Below are 19,915 nucleotides of genomic sequence, written 5' to 3'. Positions count from 1 at the left end.
TCAAGTGACAGGGATCATTACCACATTGCGCCAGGCCTGACGCTCGTTAATCTGCTGATACCAGCGCTGCAGGTGCGGGCGCGGTTGCCAGGTTTTTACGCTTTCCAACAGGTTGTATACGAACGGCGCGACGGCAATATCGCCCAGGCCGAAGGCATCTCCCGAGAGCCACGGATGCTGCGCCAGTTCATCATCAAGAATGGCGAACAGCGCCTCGCAGGCGGCAATGCCCGCTTCAATTGCGGCGGGATCGCGCTTTTCCGGCGGTGTTCTGACCAGCCCCATCAGAATGGGCCGATGAGCAGGAGAGAGCGAACCGTTGGACCAGTCCATCCATTTGTCACCCTGGGCACGCAATGCCGGCGACTCTACCCACAGGCGATTCTGACCATATTGCGCGGCCAGATAGCGAATAATAGTATTCGATTCCCAAAGCACGATGTCGGTGGACTCATCTTTTAACAGCGGCACCAGGCCATTGGGGTTCATGGCCAGATACGCCGGGTCATGGTTCAGGCCGAACTCCAGTCCCGCCAGAATTTGCTGATACGGGAGATCGAGCTCTTCCAGCACCCAGCGCACTTTCTTCACATTGGTCGAGTTATTTCTGCCCCATAGCGTAATCATATCCGCTCCTGCCTTTTATTTAGCCGCCATTGCAGCGTGATGAGCATTCATGTTGGAATAAAGTTAATATATAGGCAACCACGATCAAAAAAATTGCTCTGTTTGCGGCAGGGCGTGAGGTTATTGCGTAAACTTTAAAAACTTTACCAACTCGCTGTTTCTTTAAGGTCATTTGTACGCTTTACTCACCGGCTGCTGCGGCGCCGAAAGAGTGTTGCGGCATATTTTTGTTTGGAAAGGATACTTGGGTGGCTCTTATGACGCATGATGCTTTTTCCCTTCGCGGCCTCGCGGCAGGCTGCGCGCTTTTACTTCTCGTTGCGCCTGCGGTGCAGGCTGCGGAACAACTCCCCGATGCGCCGTCGATTGACGCGCGAGCCTGGATCCTGATGGACTATGCCAGCGGCAAAGTGCTCAGCGAAGGCAATGCTGATGAAAAACTCGACCCGGCGAGCCTGACCAAAATCATGACCAGCTACGTCGTCGGTCAGGCGTTAAAGGCGGGTAAGATTAAGTCCACCGACATGGTGACCATCGGGCGTGATGCGTGGGCAACCGGTAACCCGGCGCTGCGCGGTTCGTCGGTGATGTTCCTCAAGCCGGGCATGCAGGTCTCGGTCGAAGACCTGAATAAGGGCGTAATCATTCAGTCCGGCAACGATGCCAGCATCGCGATTGCCGACTACGTGGCGGGAAGTCAGGATGCGTTTGTCAGCCTGATGAACGGTTATGCGCAGAAGATGGGCCTGACTAATACCACCTTTATGACCGTGCACGGCCTGGATGCGCCGGGGCAGTTCAGTACCGCTCGTGATATGGCGCTGCTGACTAAAGCGATGATCCATGACGTGCCGGAAGAGTACGCCATTCATAAAGAAAAAGAGTTCACTTTTAACAAAATTCGTCAGCCAAACCGCAACCGGCTGCTGTGGAGCACCAGTTTTAATGCCGACGGCGTGAAAACAGGGACCACCGCAGGTGCGGGTTATAACCTGGTTTCCTCCGCAACGCAGGGCAATGATATGCGCCTGATTGCCGTGGTACTTGGAACTAAAACTGACCGCATCCGTTTTAATGAGTCAGAAAAACTGCTGACCTGGGGCTTCCGCTTCTATGAAACCGTAACGCCGATTAAACCGGATGCCACCTTTATTACCCAACGCGTCTGGTTTGGTGATAGCAGCGAAGCGAAGTTAGGCGCGGGCGAGGCCGGTTCCATTACGCTGCCGAAAGGACAGCTGAAAAACCTGAAGGCCAGCTACACCCTGAACGAAACGCAGCTGACCGCGCCGCTGACCAAAGGCCAGGTCGTGGGTACTATCGACTTTAAACTCAATGATAAGACCATTGAGCAGCGACCGCTGATAGTGATGGAAGCGGTAAACGAAGGTGGTTTCTTTAGCCGGATGGTTGATTTCGTGCTGATGAAACTGCACGGCTGGTTCGGTAGCTGGTTCTCTTAAGATGCAGGCCGCGCCCTGCGGGGCGCGGTTAGTAGAGTAGTGAAATCTGTTTTTCTTTCGCCAGCGCCTGTAGGTCGTCATCCGGACAAACGTCGCTGGCAATTACATCAAACTGCGCTAAATCGCCCATTCTCGCCGGCCGAACTTTACCGAATTTACTGTGATCGACCACCAGCACGTGGTAGCGAGCGCTTTTCATCGCCCAGTGTTTGACCGGTAGCTCTTCCAGATTAAAACAGGTTGCGCCCTGCTCGCAGTCAATTCCGGCCGCTGAATAAAACGCGATATCCGGGCAAAGATGGCTCAGCGTATCCTGAAGGCTTAGCGGTTTAAAAATCGCGTTGCTGGCGTGGAATTCGCCGCCGCATAAAATCGCCCGACACTGGGGCTTATCCTGAAGGGAAAGAAAGGTATTGAGCGAATAGCACACGCCAGTAAAGGGCAGGGCGTTGTCGATGGCGTCGATGATCCACGGCGTGGTCGTTCCGCAGTCGAAAAAGGCCATCTGATGAGGTTCTAACAGTTTGGCGGCGTGGCGGGCGGCGCGTCGCTTCTCATCGACCAGGCGCGTTTTTTGGTCGCTTAACAGATAGTGCGTGGCGCTACGCGGCTCCAGCACAATGTAACCGCCGAGCAGCACCACCGGACCATTATGACCATTGAGATCGCGACGAATGGTCATTTCTGACACACCAAGCAGGGTTGCTGCTTCTTTTAGATGGAGTTTATCACTGCGCTTGAGTGCCTGAATAAGCTGACTGATGCGTTCGTCACGACGAGTTTCCATATTCCCTCTAAGCTCAAAGCGCCCTGCATCGACAGGGCGTCAGCGGCGATTTTACCTGCCGAAAGAGGGTTAGTCACGCGGTGGAATAGCGCCGTGACTACGCGATGGGTTTCTCAGGAATAAGATTATCCGCGCACCCAGCCTTTGCGGATTGGCAACGAAAAAAACAGGCGGTACAGCCGCTGTAGATGCTGGTAAAGGCTATGCCCTCCGCTATGCCACAATAGCTGGGCGCTAAGGCAGGCGCTCATGGCGGTCAGCAGTCCACCCAGCATGTCCATCGGCCAGTGGACGCCGAGATAAACCCGGGACCAGGCGATTGCGCAGGCGATACCGAGGAGCAATGCGCCAGACCACAGTCGATGCCAGAACATAAAGGCCAGCGCAAAGGTAAAGCAGATGGTGCCGTGGTTGCTCGGGAAAGAGTTATTCGACGAATGGTGCAGGAAGTTATAGCCGACACCGGCGGCAAACGGACGTTCGTGTGGAAAGAGAAGGCCGAATATCCATGAAAGCGTGAGGCTAATAGCTAACGCCATCATGACCTTAAATACCAACTGGCGCTGATTGGGCCCCCATAGCCATAGGGCTAATACGAGTAATGGCACAAGAATAATCAGGTCTTTGGCAATAAAAGTCGCCACTTCAATCGCCCACCACGGGGAGTCAGGCGTTGCATTGAGCAATGCAAACAGCGCGTAGTTGATATTTTCCAGCATACATCCAGGCTCTTTAGTCCGTCAGCAATAAGCCGCCTACCTTAAAAAAGGGTGGCGATGAGGTAAAGCAGTATTGTCTTAATTATCAGTTTGTTACGAATTTATACGTATTTGTGCCTTCGTTAACAGACTGCAATGGAGAGTATATAGCCTGTAATCTAATTGAAACATAAACGAAATATATACAGTTGGCTTTTCATTTGCTGATGGCGATGTTGTTACCTGAGTGGCGCTATTTTTCGTTGTCGCTCACAATTCGCTATCTCACCGGCTCGACTTTCATTAAACTTTGCGCGGTTTTATTTAAATAAGAGATTTCATGCAGAATTATTCGCTTTCGGGCAAGCGCCTCGGACGTCAGGCCTTGCTGTTTCCGCTGTGCCTGGTGCTATACGAATTTTCCACTTATATCGGCAACGACATGATCCAACCGGGAATGCTCTCGGTGGTGGAAGAGTTCGGCGTTGGCAATGAGTGGGTTCCGACCTCGATGACCGCTTATCTGGCCGGCGGTATGTTTTTACAGTGGCTGCTGGGGCCGCTGTCGGACCGTATCGGCCGCCGTCCGGTGATGCTGACCGGCGTTGTGTGGTTTATCGTGACCTGCCTGGCGACGCTGTTGGCGCAAACTATTGAGCAGTTTACGCTGCTGCGCTTTTTGCAGGGCATTAGCCTCTGTTTTATCGGCGCAGTGGGCTATGCAGCGATTCAGGAGTCTTTCGAAGAGGCGGTCTGTATCAAAATTACTGCCCTGATGGCCAACGTTGCGCTGATTGCGCCGCTTCTCGGGCCGCTGGTGGGGGCTGCCTGGGTTCACGTTCTGCCGTGGGAAATGATGTTTGTCCTGTTCGCCGTGTTGGCGGCTATCGCTTTCGTTGGCCTACAGCGGGCGATGCCGGAAACCGCCACCCGGATGGGCGAGAAACTGTCGGTAAAAGAGTTGGGGCGCGATTACCGTGAGGTGCTGAAAAACCTGCGTTTTGTAGCCGGAGCGCTGGCGACCGGTTTTGTCAGTCTGCCGTTGCTGGCCTGGATTGCCCAATCGCCAGTGATTATTATCAGCGGCGAGAAGGCGACCAGCTATGAATATGGCCTGCTACAAGTACCGATTTTTGGCGCGTTGATTGCCGGTAATCTGGTGCTGGCGCGCCAGACTTCACGCAAAACGGTGCGTTCGCTAATTATTCTCGGCGGCTGGCCGATTATGATTGGCCTGCTGATTTCCGCGGTGGCGACGGTGGCTTCAACCCACGCCTATCTGTGGATGACCGCAGGGCTGAGCGTTTACGCGTTCGGGATTGGTCTGGCCAACGCCGGGCTGGTTCGCCTGACGCTATTTGCCAGCGAGATGAGTAAGGGGACGGTGTCTGCGGCGATGGGGATGCTGCAAATGCTGATCTTTACCGTTGGCATTGAAGTCAGTAAGCATGCTTATGAATCTGGCGGTAGCGGGATTTTCAGCTTGTTAAACTTACTGAGCGGGGTGCTGTGGCTGGCAATGACGGTCTACTTCCTGAAGGATAAGAGCGTGGGAAGCTCCCACGATCCTCAGTGACTTTCAAAATCACCCGCTGCGACGTTAAGCGCCGCAGCGGGTCATTCCTCAGGCGAACGGCGCTTCGCGATTAAGTACTTTATCAATAATATGCAGCACGCCTTCCTCGTTGTTGTGCGGCGCATCGTAACCAGCAACGGCTTTCACCGGGGCGGCGGCGTTTGCCATCGCAAAACCGAAACCGGCGTGTTGCAGCATTTCAATATCGTTGCCACCGTCGCCGAACGCGACGACTTCATGGTTTTCAATGCCCCAGCGCTCCTGCAAAATACGCAAGCCGTTGGCTTTGTGTACGCCAGGAATAATCAGGTCAATGCTGCCGTAGCCGGTGGCGACGGCAGTGACCATGTCGCCCAGCGCAGCGTGCAGTTTCGGCTGCATCTGCGGGATTAAGTGATCCGGTACGTTGAGGCCGAATTTCAGAATCACATCATCAATCTGATTGAAGTCGTCGACCAGTTCAAGGCGATGATAATACTTCGCTGCGATCGCCTTCAGTTCATCGTTATATTGATTGAGGGTGTAAGCGCTGCGTTTACCGCAGGCGATAATTTCAATATCAGTCAGCGTTTGCAGATGATCGATGACGGTATTGAAATGCGCTTTTGGTATTTGGCAGTTAAACACATCGTCCCCGGCGCTGACCACCCAGCCGCCGTTTTCGGCGACAAAAGCAATCTCATTGGCTACCTCAGGGAAGAACGAAATCAACTGGTAATACTGGTTGCCGCTGGCCACGACGAAGCGGATGTCTTGTTCACGCATTCGCTGGTATTGGGCAAGGAAGCGCTGGCAGTTATAGGTTTTGGCATCGCTTAAGAAGGTGCCATCCATGTCTACCGCAATCAATTTGATGCTCATTAACTGTTCTCCAAAACAGGTTCAGGTTGTGGTTTCGCCACCGCGCGGGCGACCAGTGCTGCCACCAGGACCAGCGCCAGCACGACCATCATCGCACTGCGCAGGCCAAAATGTTCGCCAAGGAAGCCCAGCAGCGGCGGGCCGACGAGGAAGGCGAGGTAGCCGGTGATCGCCACGATGCTAACACGCTTCGGCGCATCGGGCCCGGTATCGCTGGCGGCAGAAATAGTCAGCGGGAAGCCCAGCGAAGCGCCGAGGCCCCATAACAGCACGGAAATGCCGGCGACCCACGGACTATCGACAAAAATAATCAGCGCAATGCCCAGCGCGCCCATCACCGCGCTGGCGCGAACGACGGTTACCCGGCTGTAGCGGTCGATAAACCAACCGCCGGTAAAGCGACCGATGGTCATTCCGAGCGTGAAGCCTGCGTAAATCAAAGAGCCGGAGGTTGGGCTGAAGCCATGACCATCCACCATTAGCAGCGGTAACCAGTCGTTGGCGGAACCTTCGGCAAAGGCCATCGCCAGCACGATTAACCCAATGAGCAACAGTTGGGTATCACGCCAGACCGGCAGTCCTTTTCCTTCGTGGCGCGCGGCTTCAGCAGCATTTTTGCCGGTACCGTCGGGGATGGCGCGAATGGCGATGGCGATAGGGAGGATAGCCACCAGCGCCGCCAGCAGAATATGCGGCGCGGCGGGTAGGCCGAAACCGGTGACCGCCATGCCAATTCCTGCACCGATCAGCGTGCCGAAGCTGTAGAAGCCATGCATCATCGGCAGGACGGTTTTATTCATTTCACGTTCAACGGCAGCGCCTTCAACGTTAATCGCCACCTCGGCTGAGCCAAAGCTGGCACCAAAGATAGCCAGCCCAAGAGCAAACAGAACGGCTGATGTAAACCACAGCGCGACGCTGAGCACCAGCATCCCTACCACCGCGCAGGACATGGTGGCGCGAATGACTTTACGGGTGCCGAAACGATTGACCAGCCACGCAGAGCAGAGAATTCCGCTCATTGAACCTATCGATAGTCCAAATAATACAATCCCCATTTCCGCCGTGGATAGCGTCAGCAAATCGCGTATCGCTGGCGTGCGGGTTGCCCATGAGGCCATGAGTAATCCGGGAATAAAAAAGAACATGAAGAGCGCCCACAGCCGTAGCTGGAGGGCTCTGCGGGAGGTTTGTGCTGTCATCCGTAAATGCCCGTGAGTGAAGAGATGGAGACAACAGTAGCAAGGTTGTGTACATTTGTACATATAGGTTGCTTGCTGCTGGCCGCTTTTTTATTGACCTCAATGACTCGATTCAGCCTGAGGGATATCTTAAGCGCGTGCTGTGAGAGTATGCGTCCATTTGAATAAAAGAGGGAAACTTATGGCTCGTCGACCGAACGACCCACAGCGTCGGGAGCGCATTTTGCAGGCGACGCTGGACACGATTGCTATACATGGAATTCATGCGGTCACGCATCGCAAAATCGCCAGCTGTGCTGGTGTTCCACTGGGCTCGCTGACTTACTATTTCAGCGGTATTGAGGCGCTGGTCGAAGAAGCATTCAGCGTATTTACCGGCCAGATGTCGGTACAGTATCAGCAGTTCTTCGCGAACGTAAGCAACCGTGAAGAGGCGTGTGACGCCATTGCTGAGCTAATTTTTAGCGCCCAGGTTACCACCGCGCGCAATATGGAACTGATGTACCAGCTTTACGCCTTTTGCAGCAGCCAGCCGAATTTAAAAGCAGTGATGCAGAACTGGATGCTACGCAGCCAGCAAACCCTCGAGCAGTGGTTTGAACCGGCAACGGCCCGCGGGCTGGATGCATTCATTGAGGGTATGACGCTACATTTCGTGACCGACAGAGCGCCGCTATCGAGAGAAGCGATTCGACTGATGGTAGGGAGGCTGGCGGGGGAGTGAGCGGGGCGCAGAAAACAAAAAACCCATCAACCTTGAACCTAAGTGGCGGGGTTGATGGGCTCCACAAAATGGGGACATCAAAGAAAAGCAGTGGCACTACTTATGACTGATGCCAGCAAAAAAAGTTCTGAGAATATGCGTTTTTTTCTGAAAAATTTACTGTAGCCCTGGCCAGATGATGACAATTAGCGTACCTGCCAGGGTTAACAACACGTTAGCGATAGCATAGGTCCCGGCGTATCCCAGCGCCGGAATGTTGCTGCGCGCGGTGTCGCTGATAATTTCCATCGCTGGCGCACAGGTGCGGGCTCCCATCATCGCGCCGAATAGCATTGCGCGGTTCATGCGCAGGACGTACGCGCCAAACAGGAAGCAGATAACCACCGGCACCAGGCTGACGATGAGACCCGCTGCCAGCATCTGGCCACCGACGGCGCCCAGGCCGTTATTAATCCCCGCGCCCGCGCTGAGGCCGACACCGGCCATAAACACCATCAATCCGAACTCTTTCACCATATTCAGCGCCCCCTGGGGGATATAGCCGAACGTCGGATGGTTAGCTCGCAGGAAGCCGAGCATGATCCCAGCAAACAACAGACCGGCGGCGTTACCGATGCCGAAGCTGAACGAACTGAACTGGAAGGTGATCATGCCGATCATCAGGCCGACGATGAAGAAGGCGCAGAAGGCGAGCAGGTCGGTCACCTGGCTGTGAATAGAGATAAAGCCGATACGGTCTGCGACAGTTTTAACGCGACGCGCGTCGCCGCTGACCTGTAACACATCGCCCTTATTAAGCACCACGTTATCGTCAATGGGCATTTCGATTTGGCTGCGGATCACGCGGTTTAAGAAGCAACCGTGATCGGTCAGCTTCAGCTGCGCCAGACGACGGCCAACGGCATTGTGATTTTTTACCACGATCTCTTCGGTGACGATGCGCATGTCCAGCAGGTCGCGGTCGAAGACCTCTTTGCCGTTACGAAAGCTCGGGTCGAGACGGGCATGGGCATCCGGGTAGCCTACCAGCGCGATATCATCGCCCATCTGCAACACCGCGTCACCGTCTGGGTTGGCGAGAATGCCGTTACGGCGAATTCGCTCGATATAGCAGCCGGTCTGGCGATAAATACCCAGCTCGCGCAGGTTTTTGCCGTCTGCCCATGCCACCAGCTCCGGGCCGACGCGATAGGCGCGGATCACCGGCAGATAGACCTTGCGCCGGGAATCGTTATCGAGGCCACGTTCACGGGCGATTTGTTGGGCGCTGGTTTGCAAATCCTGGTGCTGTAGTTTGGGCATATAGCGAGCGCCAACAATCAGGCTCACCAGGCCAACCAGGTAGGTCAGAGCGTAGCCAAGACTCAGGTGATCGAGTGAGGCGGCGAGCTGCTCGCTGGACATGCCGAAGTGGCGTAGCGTATCGCCAGCGCCGACCAGCACCGGGGTTGAGGTCATTGCCCCGGCGAGCATCCCGGCCGTCAGGCCGATATCCCAGCCGAACAGCTTACCCAGACCCATGGCGATCAGCATTGCGCTACCGACCATCACCAGAGCCAGCATCAGGTAATTTTTCCCATCGCGAAAAAAAATAGAAAAAAAGTTGGGACCCGCTTCCACGCCGACACAAAAAATAAACAGCATAAAGCCGAGATTTAGGGCATCAGTGTTAATACTAAAATGTTGCTGGCCTAATAATAACGAAACGACTAAAACGCCAATGGAATTACCAAGTTGTACTGACCCGAGACGCAGTTTCCCGAGGCAAAGACCTAATGCAAGAACAACGAACAATAACAGGATGTAATTCCCGTTTAACAAATCTGCGACGTTTATATTCACGAAAGCCAACTTCTCATTTACTAGTAAGTTGTTGAAGGAAATGGTTATTTGGTCTAAGGTTGCTCTAGTGTTCGCGCTATCACGAACGCTATTCTGGCATCCCGTTATAACCAGCAAAATATAGTCGATAGTTTAATCCTTCCTGGAGGCTTCGGCTAGTAACAATCGTTTTTGCACTGGCGGGATCTTTAATTGGAATGGACTGCCAGAATCTTTATCTGACTGGACGAAGTGGAAGTTGGTTAGAGGCAAAATCAGGAGGATGTAGTGAAATCTGAGCGTGCTTGGGCCGGTATTATCTGTGGGTTCTTTCTATTTATTGTGGTTTGTTTATCGCTGCTGTTACATATGAAAGGTGCCTTTCGGGCTACCGGTAATCCCGAGCTCGGGCTACTGTTTTTTTTACTCCCCGGCGCTGCGGCAAGCTGCCTCTCACCTGGACAGCGGGTTATTCGTCCCCTTATCGGCGCGATGCTGGCGGCCCCCATTTGTCTGGTGGTAATGCGGCTTTTCTTTGTGACTCAGCGTTCTTTCTGGCAGGAGCTGGCGTGGTTGTTTAGCGCTGTGTTCTGGTGCGCGCTTGGCGCATTATGCTTTCTGTTTATTTGCGCCTGGCTTGATACCAGACGCAAGCACTCATCAGAAGATTGAGCCGTCTCAGGCAAACAGTCCCAAATTCTCTTTCGCCCAGGCTTCAAAATCCGTGCAGCCGCCGATGTGTTTCTGATCGACAAAAATCTGCGGTACGGTTTCTACTGGCTTGCCCACGGTTTTTTCCAGATCGGCTTTGCTGATGCCTTCGGCGTGGATATCAATGTAGCGATAGTTGAAATCATCACGCTCATTGGTCAACTTTTCAGCCAGTTCTTTGGCGCGAACGCAATACGGACAACCTGGACGACCAAAAATTACGGTAAACATCGTTTCTCTCCTTAAATCTCAGCCTGATGGCGAATGGGGCGTATCATGACGCGTTATGCCGACGAGGGAAAGAAGGTTCTGCCTTTTGCTTCGATGGTTTAGGGCTATGTTTGATAAATACTCTGGCGATGAAACCGCTATACTGGCCCTGTTGCGTGACCCGTTATCGCTGGGTTGTGCGAATTATTTGGACCGGAGGAGTGTTATGCGATCGCCCGCTGCATTGCCAAAAAGCGTGCTGGTGGTTGAGATTCTCGGCATGGTGTTGTTGACGCTGGCCTGGCTCTCGCTCAATCAGTACGTCAGTCTACCCGCGCCGTTTTCCAGCCCGACGGCTGCGCTATTGATGATCTTCGCGGGGATCCTGCTGATGCTCCCGGCCGCCGTGGCGTTAATGTGGCGGGTGGCGAAAGTGATTGCTCCGCAGTTGACGCAAACCAAAACCCCACCTTCTTCCTTGTCTGACAGAGAAAAACGAGATGACGCCGACCATTGAGCTGCTGCGTAGCCACCGTTCTATTCGCCATTTTACCGACGCGCCTATCAGTGATGAACAGCGCGCTGCGATTATTGCCGGTGCACAGGGGGCTTCCAGCTCCAGTTTTTTACAATGTACCTCAATCATTCGTGTTACCGATCCACAGCTGCGTCAACAGCTGGTGACAATGAGCGGCGGTCAGAAGCACGTGGCGCAGGCTGCCGAGTTCTGGGTGTTCTGCGCCGATTTTAACCGCAATCAGCAAATTTGCCCCGATGCCCAACTGGGACTGGCGGAACAGTTGCTGCTGGGTTGCGTTGATACCGCGATTATGGCGCAGAATGCGCTGGTGGCGGCAGAGTCTCTGGGGTTGGGCGGTGTCTATATCGGCGGCTTGCGCAACAATATTGATGCAGTGACCGAACTGCTGAAGCTGCCGCAGCACGTACTGCCGCTGTTTGGCCTGTGCCTTGGCTGGCCTGCGGATAACCCGGACGTAAAACCGCGCATGCCGTCGGCGATGCTGGTACACGAAAACAGCTATCAGCCGCTAGACGATGCGGTACTTAGCGAATATGACGAGCAGCTGGCGCAGTATTATCTGTCACGTGGGAGCAACACGCGTCGTGATACCTGGAGCGACCATATCCGTCGTACTATTGTTAAAGAGAGTCGCCCGTTTATTCTTGAATATCTGCATAAGCAGGGATGGGCTACGCGCTGATTGCGTGTAAACTGCCCCGGCCTGACGCCAGGCGATTTTGCAAGGTCAGCGTAAATTTTAGTCGTTGTTAGCTATCAAAGGCCCGCCAAAGCGGGTCTTTTCGCAGAGGTACAGGGTGAAAATTGCCATATTATCCCGGGATGGAACGCTTTATTCATGTCGACGCCTGCGTGAAGCCGCGCATAAACGCGGTCATCAGGTCGAAATCCTCGATCCACTTTCTTGCTATATGAACGTCAGTCCGGTGGCCTCATCGATTCACTATAAAGGCCGCCAGCTACCGCATTTCGATGCTGTGATCCCTCGCATCGGTTCAGCGATCACCTATTACGGCACAGCCGCGCTGCGTCAGTTTGAGCTGCTGGGCAGCTATCCGCTGAATGAGTCTGTTGCTATTACGCGCGCCCGTGACAAGCTGCGCTCGCTACAGCTGCTGGCGCGTCAGGGGATTGACCTGCCGCTCACCGGGATTGCCCATTCACCGGATGATACCAGCGACCTGATCGCGATGGTGGGCGGCGCGCCGCTGGTGGTAAAACTGGTGGAAGGTACGCAGGGCATCGGTGTGGTGCTGGCCGAAACCCGCCAGGCGGCGGAGAGCGTGATTGACGCGTTTCGCGGTCTGAACGCCCATATTCTGGTGCAGGAGTATATCGCCGAGGCGAAAGGTCGGGATGTGCGCTGCCTGGTGGTGGGCAATGAAGTGGTGGCGGCGATTGAACGCCGGGCGAAGGAGGGCGACTTCCGTTCCAATCTGCATCGCGGTGGCGTGGCGACGGTCGCGACCATCAGCGAGCAGGAGCGAGAAATGGCGATTAAAGCCACGCAAACGCTGGGGTTGGATGTGGCGGGCGTCGATATTTTGCGTGCTACGCGCGGCCCGCTGGTGATGGAAGTGAATGCTTCTCCAGGCCTGGAAGGCGTTGAAACCACAACGGGGGCGGATATTGCCGGGCGAATGATTGACTGGATTGAGCATCAGGCAACACCGGGGTTTTGTCTGAAAATGGGAGGTTAGTTTCCTTTCACGACAGCGTCATGGTACACGACGCTTTTTTTGCGTAAGCTATGGCGTCGCATTTTTTCACAGCAAGAGGTCACAGGTCATATGGATTCACTGGTCGTTCCGGGTCTTGATACGTTACGTCAATGGCTCGACGAATTGGGCATCAGCTTTTTTGAGTGTGATTCCTGCCAGGCGCTACATCTGCCGCATATGCAGAATTTCGAAGGCATTTTTGATGCCAAACTCGACCTGGTGGACAACGTGGTACTCTTTTCCGCACTGGCGGAAGTTAAGCCTTCTGCGCTGCTGCCGCTCTCTGCCGATCTTTCAGCGATTAACGCCAGTTCGTTGACCGTGAAGGCTTTTCTCGATATTCAGGATGATAATCTGCCGAAACTGGTGGTGTGCCAGGCGCTGATCGTCGGTGTCGGTATTACCTTTGATCAGTTCGCGTGGTTTTTCCGTCAGAGCGAAGAACAGATTTCAATGGTTATGCTCGAAGCCAGCGCCAATCAGGTGTTGTATAAGCCTGAGGAAGAAGAGCCCGTCGCTGAGAATATCCAGTACCATTTTCTTCACTAAGCCTGTCGAAAAATAGCGCAGCCACTGCCATAGCGGCTGCGTATTTCCCGCTTTTATTCTGCCATTAACCTTTCTTTAAAGAATTTTTCACCGCCATTCTGCCGCTTTCGGCTTATCACGTAGACCGTTATTGCATAAAAAATTGATAAAAGGCGTTTTTTTACCTGGGCTATAGCCTCTTATTCTGGCTACAGTTATTCTGACGATGCTTCCAGTTGCGGGCAACCATTCCGGGAGAGGTCCTCTCTCCTTTTCTTAGGCAATGAAAAAATATGCATGATTATTGCATGCAAACAAGTGCGTATATTCAGCCCGCTTGTTAACGGGCATTGAGAAGGAATAAGAGATATGACCGCCTTTGGTAAAAAATGGTTAACAGGTCTGGTTACGGGTGCGCTGATGGCCGTTTCTGCCGGTTCGCTCGCAGCTGAACAAAAAACCCTGCATGTTTATAACTGGTCTGATTATATTGCGCCGGATACGGTAGCGAATTTTGAAAAAGAGACCGGTATTAAAGTGGTGTATGACGTTTTTGATTCCAACGAAGTGCTGGAAGGCAAACTCATGGCGGGCAGCACCGGCTTTGACCTGGTGGTGCCGTCAGCGAGCTTCCTTGAACGACAGCTGGCGGCAGGGGTTTTCCAGCCGCTGGATAAGAGCAAGCTCCCCAACTGGAAAAACCTCGATCCGGAAGTGCTGAAGCTGGTGGCGAAGCACGATCCGGACAATAAATACGCGATACCGTACCTGTGGGCGACTACCGGTATTGGCTACAACGTGGATAAAGTCAAAGCCGTGCTGGGCAAAGATGTACCGCTGGACAGCTGGGATCTGGTGATGAAGCCGGAAAACCTGGAGAAACTGAAAAGCTGCGGCGTCTCATTCCTTGATGCTCCGGAAGAGATTTTCGCCACCGTGCTGAACTATCTCGGCAAAGATCCGAACAGCAGTAAAGCCGATGATTACACTGGCCCGGCGACCGACCTGCTGCTTAAGCTGCGTCCGAACATCCGCTATTTCCACTCCTCGCAGTACATCAATGACCTTGCCAACGGCGATATCTGCGTTGCTATCGGCTGGGCGGGTGACGTATGGCAGGCGGCTAATCGGGCGAAAGAAGCGAAGAACGGCGTAAATGTCTCCTACTTTATTCCGAAGGAGGGGGCGCTGGCGTTCTTTGATGTCTTCGCCATGCCTGCGGATGCCAAAAATAAAGATGAGGCTTATCAGTTCCTTAATTATCTGATGCGTCCTGATGTTATCGCGCATATTAGCGATCACGTTTATTACGCTAACGGTAACAAAGCCTCTACGCCGCTGGTTAGCGAAGAGATTCGTAATAACCCGGCAATTTATCCACCAGCTGACGTATTCGCCAAGCTGTTCACCCTGAAAGTACAGGATCCAAAAATCGACCGCGTGCGTACTCGCGCATGGACAAAAGTGAAAAGCGGGAAATAACGACTTTTAATACCGTTGTCCGGTGGCGTTAATGCTACCGGGCCTACAAAACCCGTAGGCCGGGCAAGCGTTAGCGCTGCCCGGCGATACGCACCATAACAGTGCGTTTGCACCAGTTTTGATTTCTGCCGGAGAACACCCCGTGAATGACGCAATCCCCCGCCCGCAGGCAAAAGCCCCCAAAGCGCTGACCCCGCTACTGGAAATTCGTAATTTAACCAAGTCGTTTGATGGGCAGCACGCCGTCGACGATGTCAATCTCACCATTTACAAAGGCGAAATCTTTGCCCTGCTGGGCGCATCCGGCTGCGGTAAATCGACCTTGCTGCGCATGCTGGCGGGTTTTGAACAGCCAACAGCTGGGCAGATTGTTCTCGATGGCGTCGACCTGGCGCGGGTGCCGCCGTATCAGCGGCCTATCAACATGATGTTTCAGTCCTACGCGCTGTTTCCGCATATGACGGTCGAGCAGAATATCGCCTTTGGCCTCAAGCAGGACAGATTACCGAAAGCGGAAATCACCAGTCGGGTGCAGGAGATGCTGGCGCTGGTGCATATGCAGGAGTTCGCGAAGCGCAAACCGCATCAGCTCTCTGGTGGCCAGCGCCAGCGCGTGGCGCTGGCCCGTAGCCTGGCGAAAAGACCGAAGCTGCTGTTGCTCGATGAGCCGATGGGGGCGCTGGATAAAAAGCTGCGCGACAGGATGCAGCTGGAAGTGGTCGATATTCTCGAGCGCGTCGGCGTCACCTGCGTGATGGTGACCCACGATCAGGAAGAAGCGATGACCATGGCGGGACGCATCGCCATTATGAACCGCGGCAAGTTTGTGCAAATTGGCGAGCCGGAGGAGATTTACGAGCATCCAACCACCCGCTATAGCGCGGAGTTTATCGGTTCGGTCAACGTCTTCGAAGGGCTGGTGAAAGAGCGTCAGGAAGATGGACTGGTGCTGGATTCGCCGGGTCTGACGCATCCATTGAAAGTAGACCCTGACGCCTCCGTGGTGGATAACGTCCCTGTGTGGGTAGCTCTGCGCCCGGAAAAAATCATGCTCTGCGAAGATCCGCCTGCGGATGGCTACAACTTTGCGGTGGGCGAAGTTATCTATATCGCCTATCTCGGCGACCTGTCTATCTACCATGTACGCCTGAAAAGCGGGCAGATGATCAGCGCCCAGTTACAAAACGAACACCGCTACCGCAAAGGTGCGCCGACGTGGGGCGATGAGGTTCGTTTGTGCTGGGACGCCGATAGCTGCGTCGTGCTGACGGTGTAAGGAGAGGGCGATGAGTACATTAGAACCTCCGTCAGGCGCGAAAAAGCCGGGCGGTTTTGCGCTGTGGCTGGCGCGCCTGCAAATGGCTCACGGGCGCAAACTGGTGATTGCGCTACCTTACGTGTGGCTGATTTTGCTGTTTCTGCTGCCGTTCCTGATTGTGTTTAAAATCAGCCTGGCGGAAATGGCGCGAGCGATCCCGCCTTATACCGATCTGCTGGAATGGGCTGACGGCCAGCTGACGCTGACGCTGAATCTTGGCAATTTCCTGCAGCTTACCGACGATCCGCTCTATTTCGAAGCGTATTTGCAGTCGCTTCAGGTGGCGGGGATCTCGACGTTTTGCTGCCTGCTGATGGGCTATCCGCTGGCGTGGGCGGTCGCGCACAGTAAACCATCGACGCGCAACATCCTGCTGCTGCTGGTTATCCTGCCATCGTGGACGTCGTTCTTGATCCGCGTCTATGCCTGGATGGGACTGCTGAAAAGCAACGGTGTGCTGAATAACTTCCTGTTGTGGCTGGGGGTTATCGATCAGCCGCTGGAGATCCTGCATACCAACCTTGCGGTCTATATCGGCATTGTATACGCCTATCTGCCGTTTATGGTGCTGCCGATTTATACCGCTCTGACGCGTATCGATTACTCACTGGTCGAGGCGTCGCTGGATCTGGGGGCACGTCCGCTGAAAACCTTCTTCCAGGTCATTGTTCCGCTGACCAAAGGCGGCATTATCGCCGGGTCGATGCTGGTGTTTATTCCGGCGGTAGGGGAGTTCGTGATTCCGGAACTGTTGGGCGGCCCGGACAGCATTATGATTGGCCGCGTGCTGTGGCAGGAATTCTTTAATAACCGTGACTGGCCGGTGGCCTCGGCGGTAGCGATTGTGATGCTGTTGCTGCTGATCGTACCGATCATGTGGTTCCACAAGCATCAGCAAAAACAGGGAGGAGAACACGGATGAGTGATTTGCCGGTAGTCCGTTCGCCGTGGCGAATTTTAATTCTGGTGCTTGGCTTTACCTTCCTGTACGCGCCGATGCTCATGCTGGTGATTTACTCGTTCAACAGCTCGAAGCTGGTGACGGTCTGGGCCGGGTGGTCGACGCGCTGGTATCGCGAGCTTTTTCATGACGATGCGATGATGAGCGCGGTGGGACTGAGCCTGACCATTGCCGCCTGCGCCGCGACGGCGGCGGTGATCCTCGGTACCATTGCCGCGGTGGTGATGGTGCGTTTTGGTCGCTTTCGCGGTTCAAACGGTTTTGCCTTTATGATTACCGCGCCGCTGGTGATGCCTGATGTGATAACCGGTTTGTCGCTGCTGCTGCTGTTTGTGGCGCTGGGGCACTCTATTGGCTGGCCGTCGGATCGCGGAATGCTGACCATCTGGCTGGCGCACGTCACTTTTTGTACCGCTTACGTGGCGGTGGTGATTTCGTCGCGTCTGCGCGAGCTGGACCACTCTATCGAAGAGGCGGCAATGGATCTGGGGGCTGCGCCGCTGAAGGTCTTTTTCGTCATTACGCTGCCGATGATTATGCCGGCAGTAGTCTCCGGCTGGCTGCTGGCGTTTACCTTGTCTCTGGACGATTTGGTAATTGCCAGCTTTGTTTCCGGGCCGGGCGCGACGACGTTACCGATGCTGGTCTTCTCCAGCGTGCGCATGGGCGTGAACCCGGAGATTAACGCCCTGGCGACCTTAATCCTCGGCGTGGTCGGAATTGTCGGTTTTATCGCCTGGTATTTGATGGCGCGCGCAGAAAAGCAGCGGGTGCGCGATATCCAGCGTGCAAGAAGGGGCTGAACCGCCTATACCCGTCATACTTCAAGTTGCTTATGTGTTGGCTACGCTCACTCACCCCAGTTACATAGTTATCTATGCTCCTGGGGACTCCCTCCCTTGCCGCCTTTAAGCAACTCGAATTATTTAGGGTATAATATCTGCAATAGAGTTAACATCGGCGCCGCATTTGTGGCGCCGTTTTCATGGAAGACTTTACGTTGGGATTGTTTACAAAAACGCACTCGTCTCATGCTCGTCTTAACGTTCCTGCACTGGTGCAGGTGGCGGCTTTCGCCATTATTTTGATCCGTGGTCTGGATCTGTTGATGATCCTCAATCAGCTTGGCGTCAGAGGGATCGCGGAATTTATCCATCGCAGCGTGCAGACATGGCCGTTGACGTTGGTCTTTCTCTCAAGTCTGGTGCTGGTGTTCGTTGAAATCTGGTGTGCGTTTTCGCTGGTAAAAGGGCGTAACTGGGCGCGCTGGCTGTATCTGCTGACTCAGGTTATCGTCATCGGCTATCTGTGGGCCGCATCGCTGGGTTACGGTTATCCCGAGCTATTTAGCATCGCCGGAGAATCGAAGCGCGAAATCTTCCGCTCGCTGATGATGCAAAAACTGCCGGATTTGCTGGTGCTGGTGCTGCTGTTTGTCCCGGCCCCGTGTCGACGCTTTTTCCGTTTACAGTAACGGTGATACAATCCCCGCCCCTGTTTTTTTGAAGGTCTTCTTATGCACTGCGCACTTTATGACGCGGGCCGCTGTCGCTCCTGTCAGTGGCTGGAACTACCGGTACCGCAACAGCTCGCCGATAAAATGGCCGACCTGCATAGGCTGTTGGCGGAGATTCCGGTAGCTAACTGGTGCGCACCGGTTTGTGGCCCGGAAGCCGGGTTTCGCAATAAAGCCAAAATGGTGGTCAGCGGCAGCGTTGAGCGTCCGCTCCTTGGCATGCTGCACCGCGATGGTACCCCGGAAGATCTCACCGATTGCCCGCTATATCCCGAAAGTTTTGCGCCAGTGTTTGCCGCGCTTAAACCGTTTATCGCCCGCGCCGGACTCACGCCCTATAACGTTGCCCGCAAACGCGGCGAGCTGAAGTATATTCTGCTTACCGAAAGCCAGCAGGACAGCAGCATGATGCTGCGCTTTGTCCTGCGCTCAGAGGCCAAACTTGACCAGCTGCGCGCCGCGCTGCCGGAGCTACAGGCTCAGTTGCCGCAGTTGAAAGTGATTACCGCCAACATTCAGCCGGTGCATATGGCGATTATGGAAGGGGAGCAGGAAATTTTCCTTACTGACCAGCAGGCGCTGGCGGAAAATTTCAACGGCGTGCCGCTGTGGATCCGTCCGCAAAGTTTCTTTCAGACTAACCCTGTGGTTGCCAGCCAGCTGTACGCCACCGCTCGCGACTGGGTGCGCGGGCTGCCGGTCAACCATATGTGGGATCTGTTCTGCGGAGTCGGCGGTTTTGGCCTGCACTGCGCTACGCCGCAGATGCGCTTGACCGGAATTGAAATCGCTCCAGAGGCCATCGCCTGCGCGAAGCAGTCGGCAGCGGAGCTTGGCTTGCATAACCTGCATTTTCAGGCGCTCGACTCCACGCAGTTCGCCACTGGCGAAGGGGAAGTTCCCGATCTGGTGCTGGTGAATCCGCCGCGTCGTGGTATCGGCAACGAGTTGTGTGACTATTTAAGCCGCATGGCACCCGGATTTATCATCTACTCCAGCTGTAACGCCCGGACGATGGCGAAAGATATCGCCCGCCTGACCGGCTACCGAGTTGAGCGCGTTCAGCTGTTCGATATGTTTCCCCATACCGCCCACTATGAAGTACTGACCCTGCTGGTTCGCGAAGTATAACTAAAATGTGAACTCTTCAGCAGGCGAAGATCGGGTA

21 protein-coding genes are annotated in these 19,915 nt (G+C 54.5%); 14 read left to right on the top strand and 7 right to left on the bottom strand.

Features of this window, described 5'->3' with window-relative positions; translation table 11 throughout:
• Window positions 1-627 carry a glutathione S-transferase family protein gene (locus ACMYSL_RS19345; protein ID WP_434659581.1) on the bottom strand — a complete coding sequence of 209 codons (627 nt, stop codon included), beginning with the start codon at window positions 625-627 and terminating at the stop codon, window positions 1-3.
• 257 nt (window positions 628-884) lie between these two features.
• On the opposite strand from ACMYSL_RS19345, the gene dacC reads away from it, so the two are divergent.
• On the top strand, window positions 885-2,090 hold the full coding sequence (dacC, locus tag ACMYSL_RS19340; RefSeq protein WP_182240706.1) for a serine-type D-Ala-D-Ala carboxypeptidase: 1,206 nt from the start codon (window positions 885-887) through the stop codon (window positions 2,088-2,090).
• Between the two features lie 28 nt (window positions 2,091-2,118).
• On the opposite strand, the gene deoR is transcribed toward dacC, so the two are convergent.
• Together deoR and ybjG are read right to left on the bottom strand one after the other, a co-directional pair.
• Window positions 2,119-2,877 carry a DNA-binding transcriptional repressor DeoR gene (gene deoR / locus ACMYSL_RS19335; protein ID WP_110275304.1) on the bottom strand — a complete coding sequence of 253 codons (759 nt, stop codon included), beginning with the start codon at window positions 2,875-2,877 and terminating at the stop codon, window positions 2,119-2,121.
• 125 nt (window positions 2,878-3,002) lie between these two features.
• Complete coding sequence (ybjG, locus tag ACMYSL_RS19330; protein WP_182237531.1) at window positions 3,003-3,596, bottom strand: undecaprenyl-diphosphate phosphatase; 594 nt, start codon at window positions 3,594-3,596, stop codon at window positions 3,003-3,005.
• 319 nt (window positions 3,597-3,915) lie between these two features.
• Between ybjG and ACMYSL_RS19325 the strand changes: the two genes are divergently transcribed.
• On the top strand, window positions 3,916-5,151 hold the full coding sequence (locus tag ACMYSL_RS19325) for an MFS transporter (RefSeq protein WP_182237533.1): 1,236 nt from the start codon (window positions 3,916-3,918) through the stop codon (window positions 5,149-5,151).
• 48 nt (window positions 5,152-5,199) lie between these two features.
• Here ACMYSL_RS19325 and ACMYSL_RS19320 read toward each other — a convergent pair whose 3' ends face one another.
• The gene (locus tag ACMYSL_RS19320) at window positions 5,200-6,012 is read right to left on the bottom strand and encodes a Cof-type HAD-IIB family hydrolase (protein ID WP_434659578.1); all 813 of its coding nucleotides are present in this window, start codon (window positions 6,010-6,012) and stop codon (window positions 5,200-5,202) included.
• Entirely contained in the window at window positions 6,012-7,214 is a 1,203-nt protein-coding gene (locus tag ACMYSL_RS19315; protein ID WP_434659576.1) for an MFS transporter, read from the bottom strand. The genes ACMYSL_RS19320 and ACMYSL_RS19315 overlap by 1 nt, the downstream gene beginning before the upstream one ends.
• Window positions 7,215-7,395: 181 nt before the next feature.
• On the opposite strand from ACMYSL_RS19315, the gene ACMYSL_RS19310 reads away from it, so the two are divergent.
• On the top strand, window positions 7,396-7,938 hold the full coding sequence (locus ACMYSL_RS19310) for a TetR/AcrR family transcriptional regulator (RefSeq protein ID WP_181482888.1): 543 nt from the start codon (window positions 7,396-7,398) through the stop codon (window positions 7,936-7,938).
• A gap of 156 nt (window positions 7,939-8,094) precedes the next feature.
• Here ACMYSL_RS19310 and ACMYSL_RS19305 read toward each other — a convergent pair whose 3' ends face one another.
• Entirely contained in the window at window positions 8,095-9,780 is a 1,686-nt protein-coding gene (locus ACMYSL_RS19305) for an aspartate:alanine antiporter (RefSeq protein WP_112214733.1), read from the bottom strand.
• 267 nt (window positions 9,781-10,047) lie between these two features.
• Here ACMYSL_RS19305 and ybjM point away from each other — a divergent pair, with 267 nt between their 5' ends.
• A complete protein-coding gene (gene ybjM / locus ACMYSL_RS19300; protein ID WP_110275284.1) occupies window positions 10,048-10,431 on the top strand; it encodes an inner membrane protein YbjM in 384 nt (127 codons plus the stop codon).
• Between the two features lie 6 nt (window positions 10,432-10,437).
• Here ybjM and ACMYSL_RS19295 read toward each other — a convergent pair whose 3' ends face one another.
• A complete protein-coding gene (locus tag ACMYSL_RS19295; RefSeq protein WP_110275282.1) occupies window positions 10,438-10,701 on the bottom strand; it encodes a GrxA family glutaredoxin in 264 nt (87 codons plus the stop codon).
• Between the two features lie 205 nt (window positions 10,702-10,906).
• Between ACMYSL_RS19295 and ACMYSL_RS19290 the strand changes: the two genes are divergently transcribed.
• The 10 genes from ACMYSL_RS19290 to rlmC all read left to right on the top strand — a co-directional run bounded on the left by ACMYSL_RS19290 (window position 10,907) and on the right by rlmC (window position 19,878).
• On the top strand, window positions 10,907-11,197 hold the full coding sequence (locus ACMYSL_RS19290; protein ID WP_181482886.1) for a YbjC family protein: 291 nt from the start codon (window positions 10,907-10,909) through the stop codon (window positions 11,195-11,197).
• Window positions 11,181-11,903, top strand: a complete 723-nt coding sequence (gene nfsA / locus ACMYSL_RS19285) for a nitroreductase NfsA (RefSeq protein ID WP_434659573.1) — start codon at window positions 11,181-11,183, stop codon at window positions 11,901-11,903. Before ACMYSL_RS19290 ends, nfsA begins: the two co-directional genes overlap by 17 nt.
• A 115-nt stretch (window positions 11,904-12,018) precedes the next feature.
• Entirely contained in the window at window positions 12,019-12,921 is a 903-nt protein-coding gene (rimK, locus tag ACMYSL_RS19280) for a 30S ribosomal protein S6--L-glutamate ligase (RefSeq protein ID WP_434659571.1), read from the top strand.
• Between the two features lie 90 nt (window positions 12,922-13,011).
• Window positions 13,012-13,491 carry a YbjN domain-containing protein gene (locus tag ACMYSL_RS19275; RefSeq protein ID WP_110275402.1) on the top strand — a complete coding sequence of 160 codons (480 nt, stop codon included), beginning with the start codon at window positions 13,012-13,014 and terminating at the stop codon, window positions 13,489-13,491.
• 348 nt (window positions 13,492-13,839) lie between these two features.
• Entirely contained in the window at window positions 13,840-14,952 is a 1,113-nt protein-coding gene (gene potF / locus ACMYSL_RS19270; RefSeq protein WP_112214684.1) for a spermidine/putrescine ABC transporter substrate-binding protein PotF, read from the top strand.
• A 142-nt stretch (window positions 14,953-15,094) separates the two neighbouring features.
• Window positions 15,095-16,228, top strand: coding sequence for a putrescine ABC transporter ATP-binding subunit PotG (gene potG / locus ACMYSL_RS19265; RefSeq protein WP_181482881.1), 1,134 nt, complete (start codon window positions 15,095-15,097; stop codon window positions 16,226-16,228).
• 10 nt (window positions 16,229-16,238) lie between these two features.
• Window positions 16,239-17,192 (top strand): putrescine ABC transporter permease PotH, encoded by a 954-nt coding sequence (potH, locus tag ACMYSL_RS19260; protein ID WP_181482880.1) that lies wholly within the window; start codon window positions 16,239-16,241, stop codon window positions 17,190-17,192.
• A complete protein-coding gene (potI, locus tag ACMYSL_RS19255) occupies window positions 17,189-18,034 on the top strand; it encodes a putrescine ABC transporter permease PotI (protein ID WP_181482879.1) in 846 nt (281 codons plus the stop codon). The genes potH and potI overlap by 4 nt, the downstream gene beginning before the upstream one ends.
• A 182-nt stretch (window positions 18,035-18,216) precedes the next feature.
• Entirely contained in the window at window positions 18,217-18,705 is a 489-nt protein-coding gene (locus ACMYSL_RS19250; RefSeq protein ID WP_110275267.1) for a YbjO family protein, read from the top strand.
• 42 nt (window positions 18,706-18,747) lie between these two features.
• Entirely contained in the window at window positions 18,748-19,878 is a 1,131-nt protein-coding gene (rlmC, locus tag ACMYSL_RS19245; protein WP_434659567.1) for a 23S rRNA (uracil(747)-C(5))-methyltransferase RlmC, read from the top strand.
• Window positions 19,879-19,915: the final 37 nt, after the last annotated feature.

Origin of the sequence: Klebsiella sp. MISC125, from assembly GCF_051131775.1 — a bacterium.
Classification (GTDB): Bacteria; Pseudomonadota; Gammaproteobacteria; order Enterobacterales; family Enterobacteriaceae; genus Klebsiella.
The sequence above is the reverse complement of the archived record's forward strand: the minus strand, read 5'-3'. Positions and strand labels throughout refer to the sequence as shown.

Bases quoted from the DNA above. Each gene is read 5' to 3' on its own strand.
- ACMYSL_RS19320 (WP_434659578.1), bottom strand. From the start codon at position 6,012: ATGAGCATCAAATTGATTGCGGTAGACATGGATGGCACCTTCTTAAGC.
- ybjG (WP_182237531.1), bottom strand. From the start codon at position 3,596: ATGCTGGAAAATATCAACTACGCGCTGTTTGCATTGCTCAATGCAACG.
- potH (WP_181482880.1), top strand. From the start codon at position 16,239: ATGAGTACATTAGAACCTCCGTCAGGCGCGAAAAAGCCGGGCGGTTTT.
- ACMYSL_RS19295 (WP_110275282.1), bottom strand. From the start codon at position 10,701: ATGTTTACCGTAATTTTTGGTCGTCCAGGTTGTCCGTATTGCGTTCGC.
- potI (WP_181482879.1), top strand. From the start codon at position 17,189: ATGAGTGATTTGCCGGTAGTCCGTTCGCCGTGGCGAATTTTAATTCTG.
- ACMYSL_RS19250 (WP_110275267.1), top strand. From the start codon at position 18,217: ATGGAAGACTTTACGTTGGGATTGTTTACAAAAACGCACTCGTCTCAT.
- ACMYSL_RS19325 (WP_182237533.1), top strand. From the start codon at position 3,916: ATGCAGAATTATTCGCTTTCGGGCAAGCGCCTCGGACGTCAGGCCTTG.
- ACMYSL_RS19345 (WP_434659581.1), bottom strand. From the start codon at position 627: ATGATTACGCTATGGGGCAGAAATAACTCGACCAATGTGAAGAAAGTG.
- dacC (WP_182240706.1), top strand. From the start codon at position 885: ATGACGCATGATGCTTTTTCCCTTCGCGGCCTCGCGGCAGGCTGCGCG.
- rlmC (WP_434659567.1), top strand. From the start codon at position 18,748: ATGCACTGCGCACTTTATGACGCGGGCCGCTGTCGCTCCTGTCAGTGG.
- ACMYSL_RS19275 (WP_110275402.1), top strand. From the start codon at position 13,012: ATGGATTCACTGGTCGTTCCGGGTCTTGATACGTTACGTCAATGGCTC.
- deoR (WP_110275304.1), bottom strand. From the start codon at position 2,877: ATGGAAACTCGTCGTGACGAACGCATCAGTCAGCTTATTCAGGCACTC.
- ACMYSL_RS19290 (WP_181482886.1), top strand. From the start codon at position 10,907: ATGCGATCGCCCGCTGCATTGCCAAAAAGCGTGCTGGTGGTTGAGATT.
- ACMYSL_RS19315 (WP_434659576.1), bottom strand. From the start codon at position 7,214: ATGACAGCACAAACCTCCCGCAGAGCCCTCCAGCTACGGCTGTGGGCG.
- nfsA (WP_434659573.1), top strand. From the start codon at position 11,181: ATGACGCCGACCATTGAGCTGCTGCGTAGCCACCGTTCTATTCGCCAT.
- ACMYSL_RS19310 (WP_181482888.1), top strand. From the start codon at position 7,396: ATGGCTCGTCGACCGAACGACCCACAGCGTCGGGAGCGCATTTTGCAG.
- potF (WP_112214684.1), top strand. From the start codon at position 13,840: ATGACCGCCTTTGGTAAAAAATGGTTAACAGGTCTGGTTACGGGTGCG.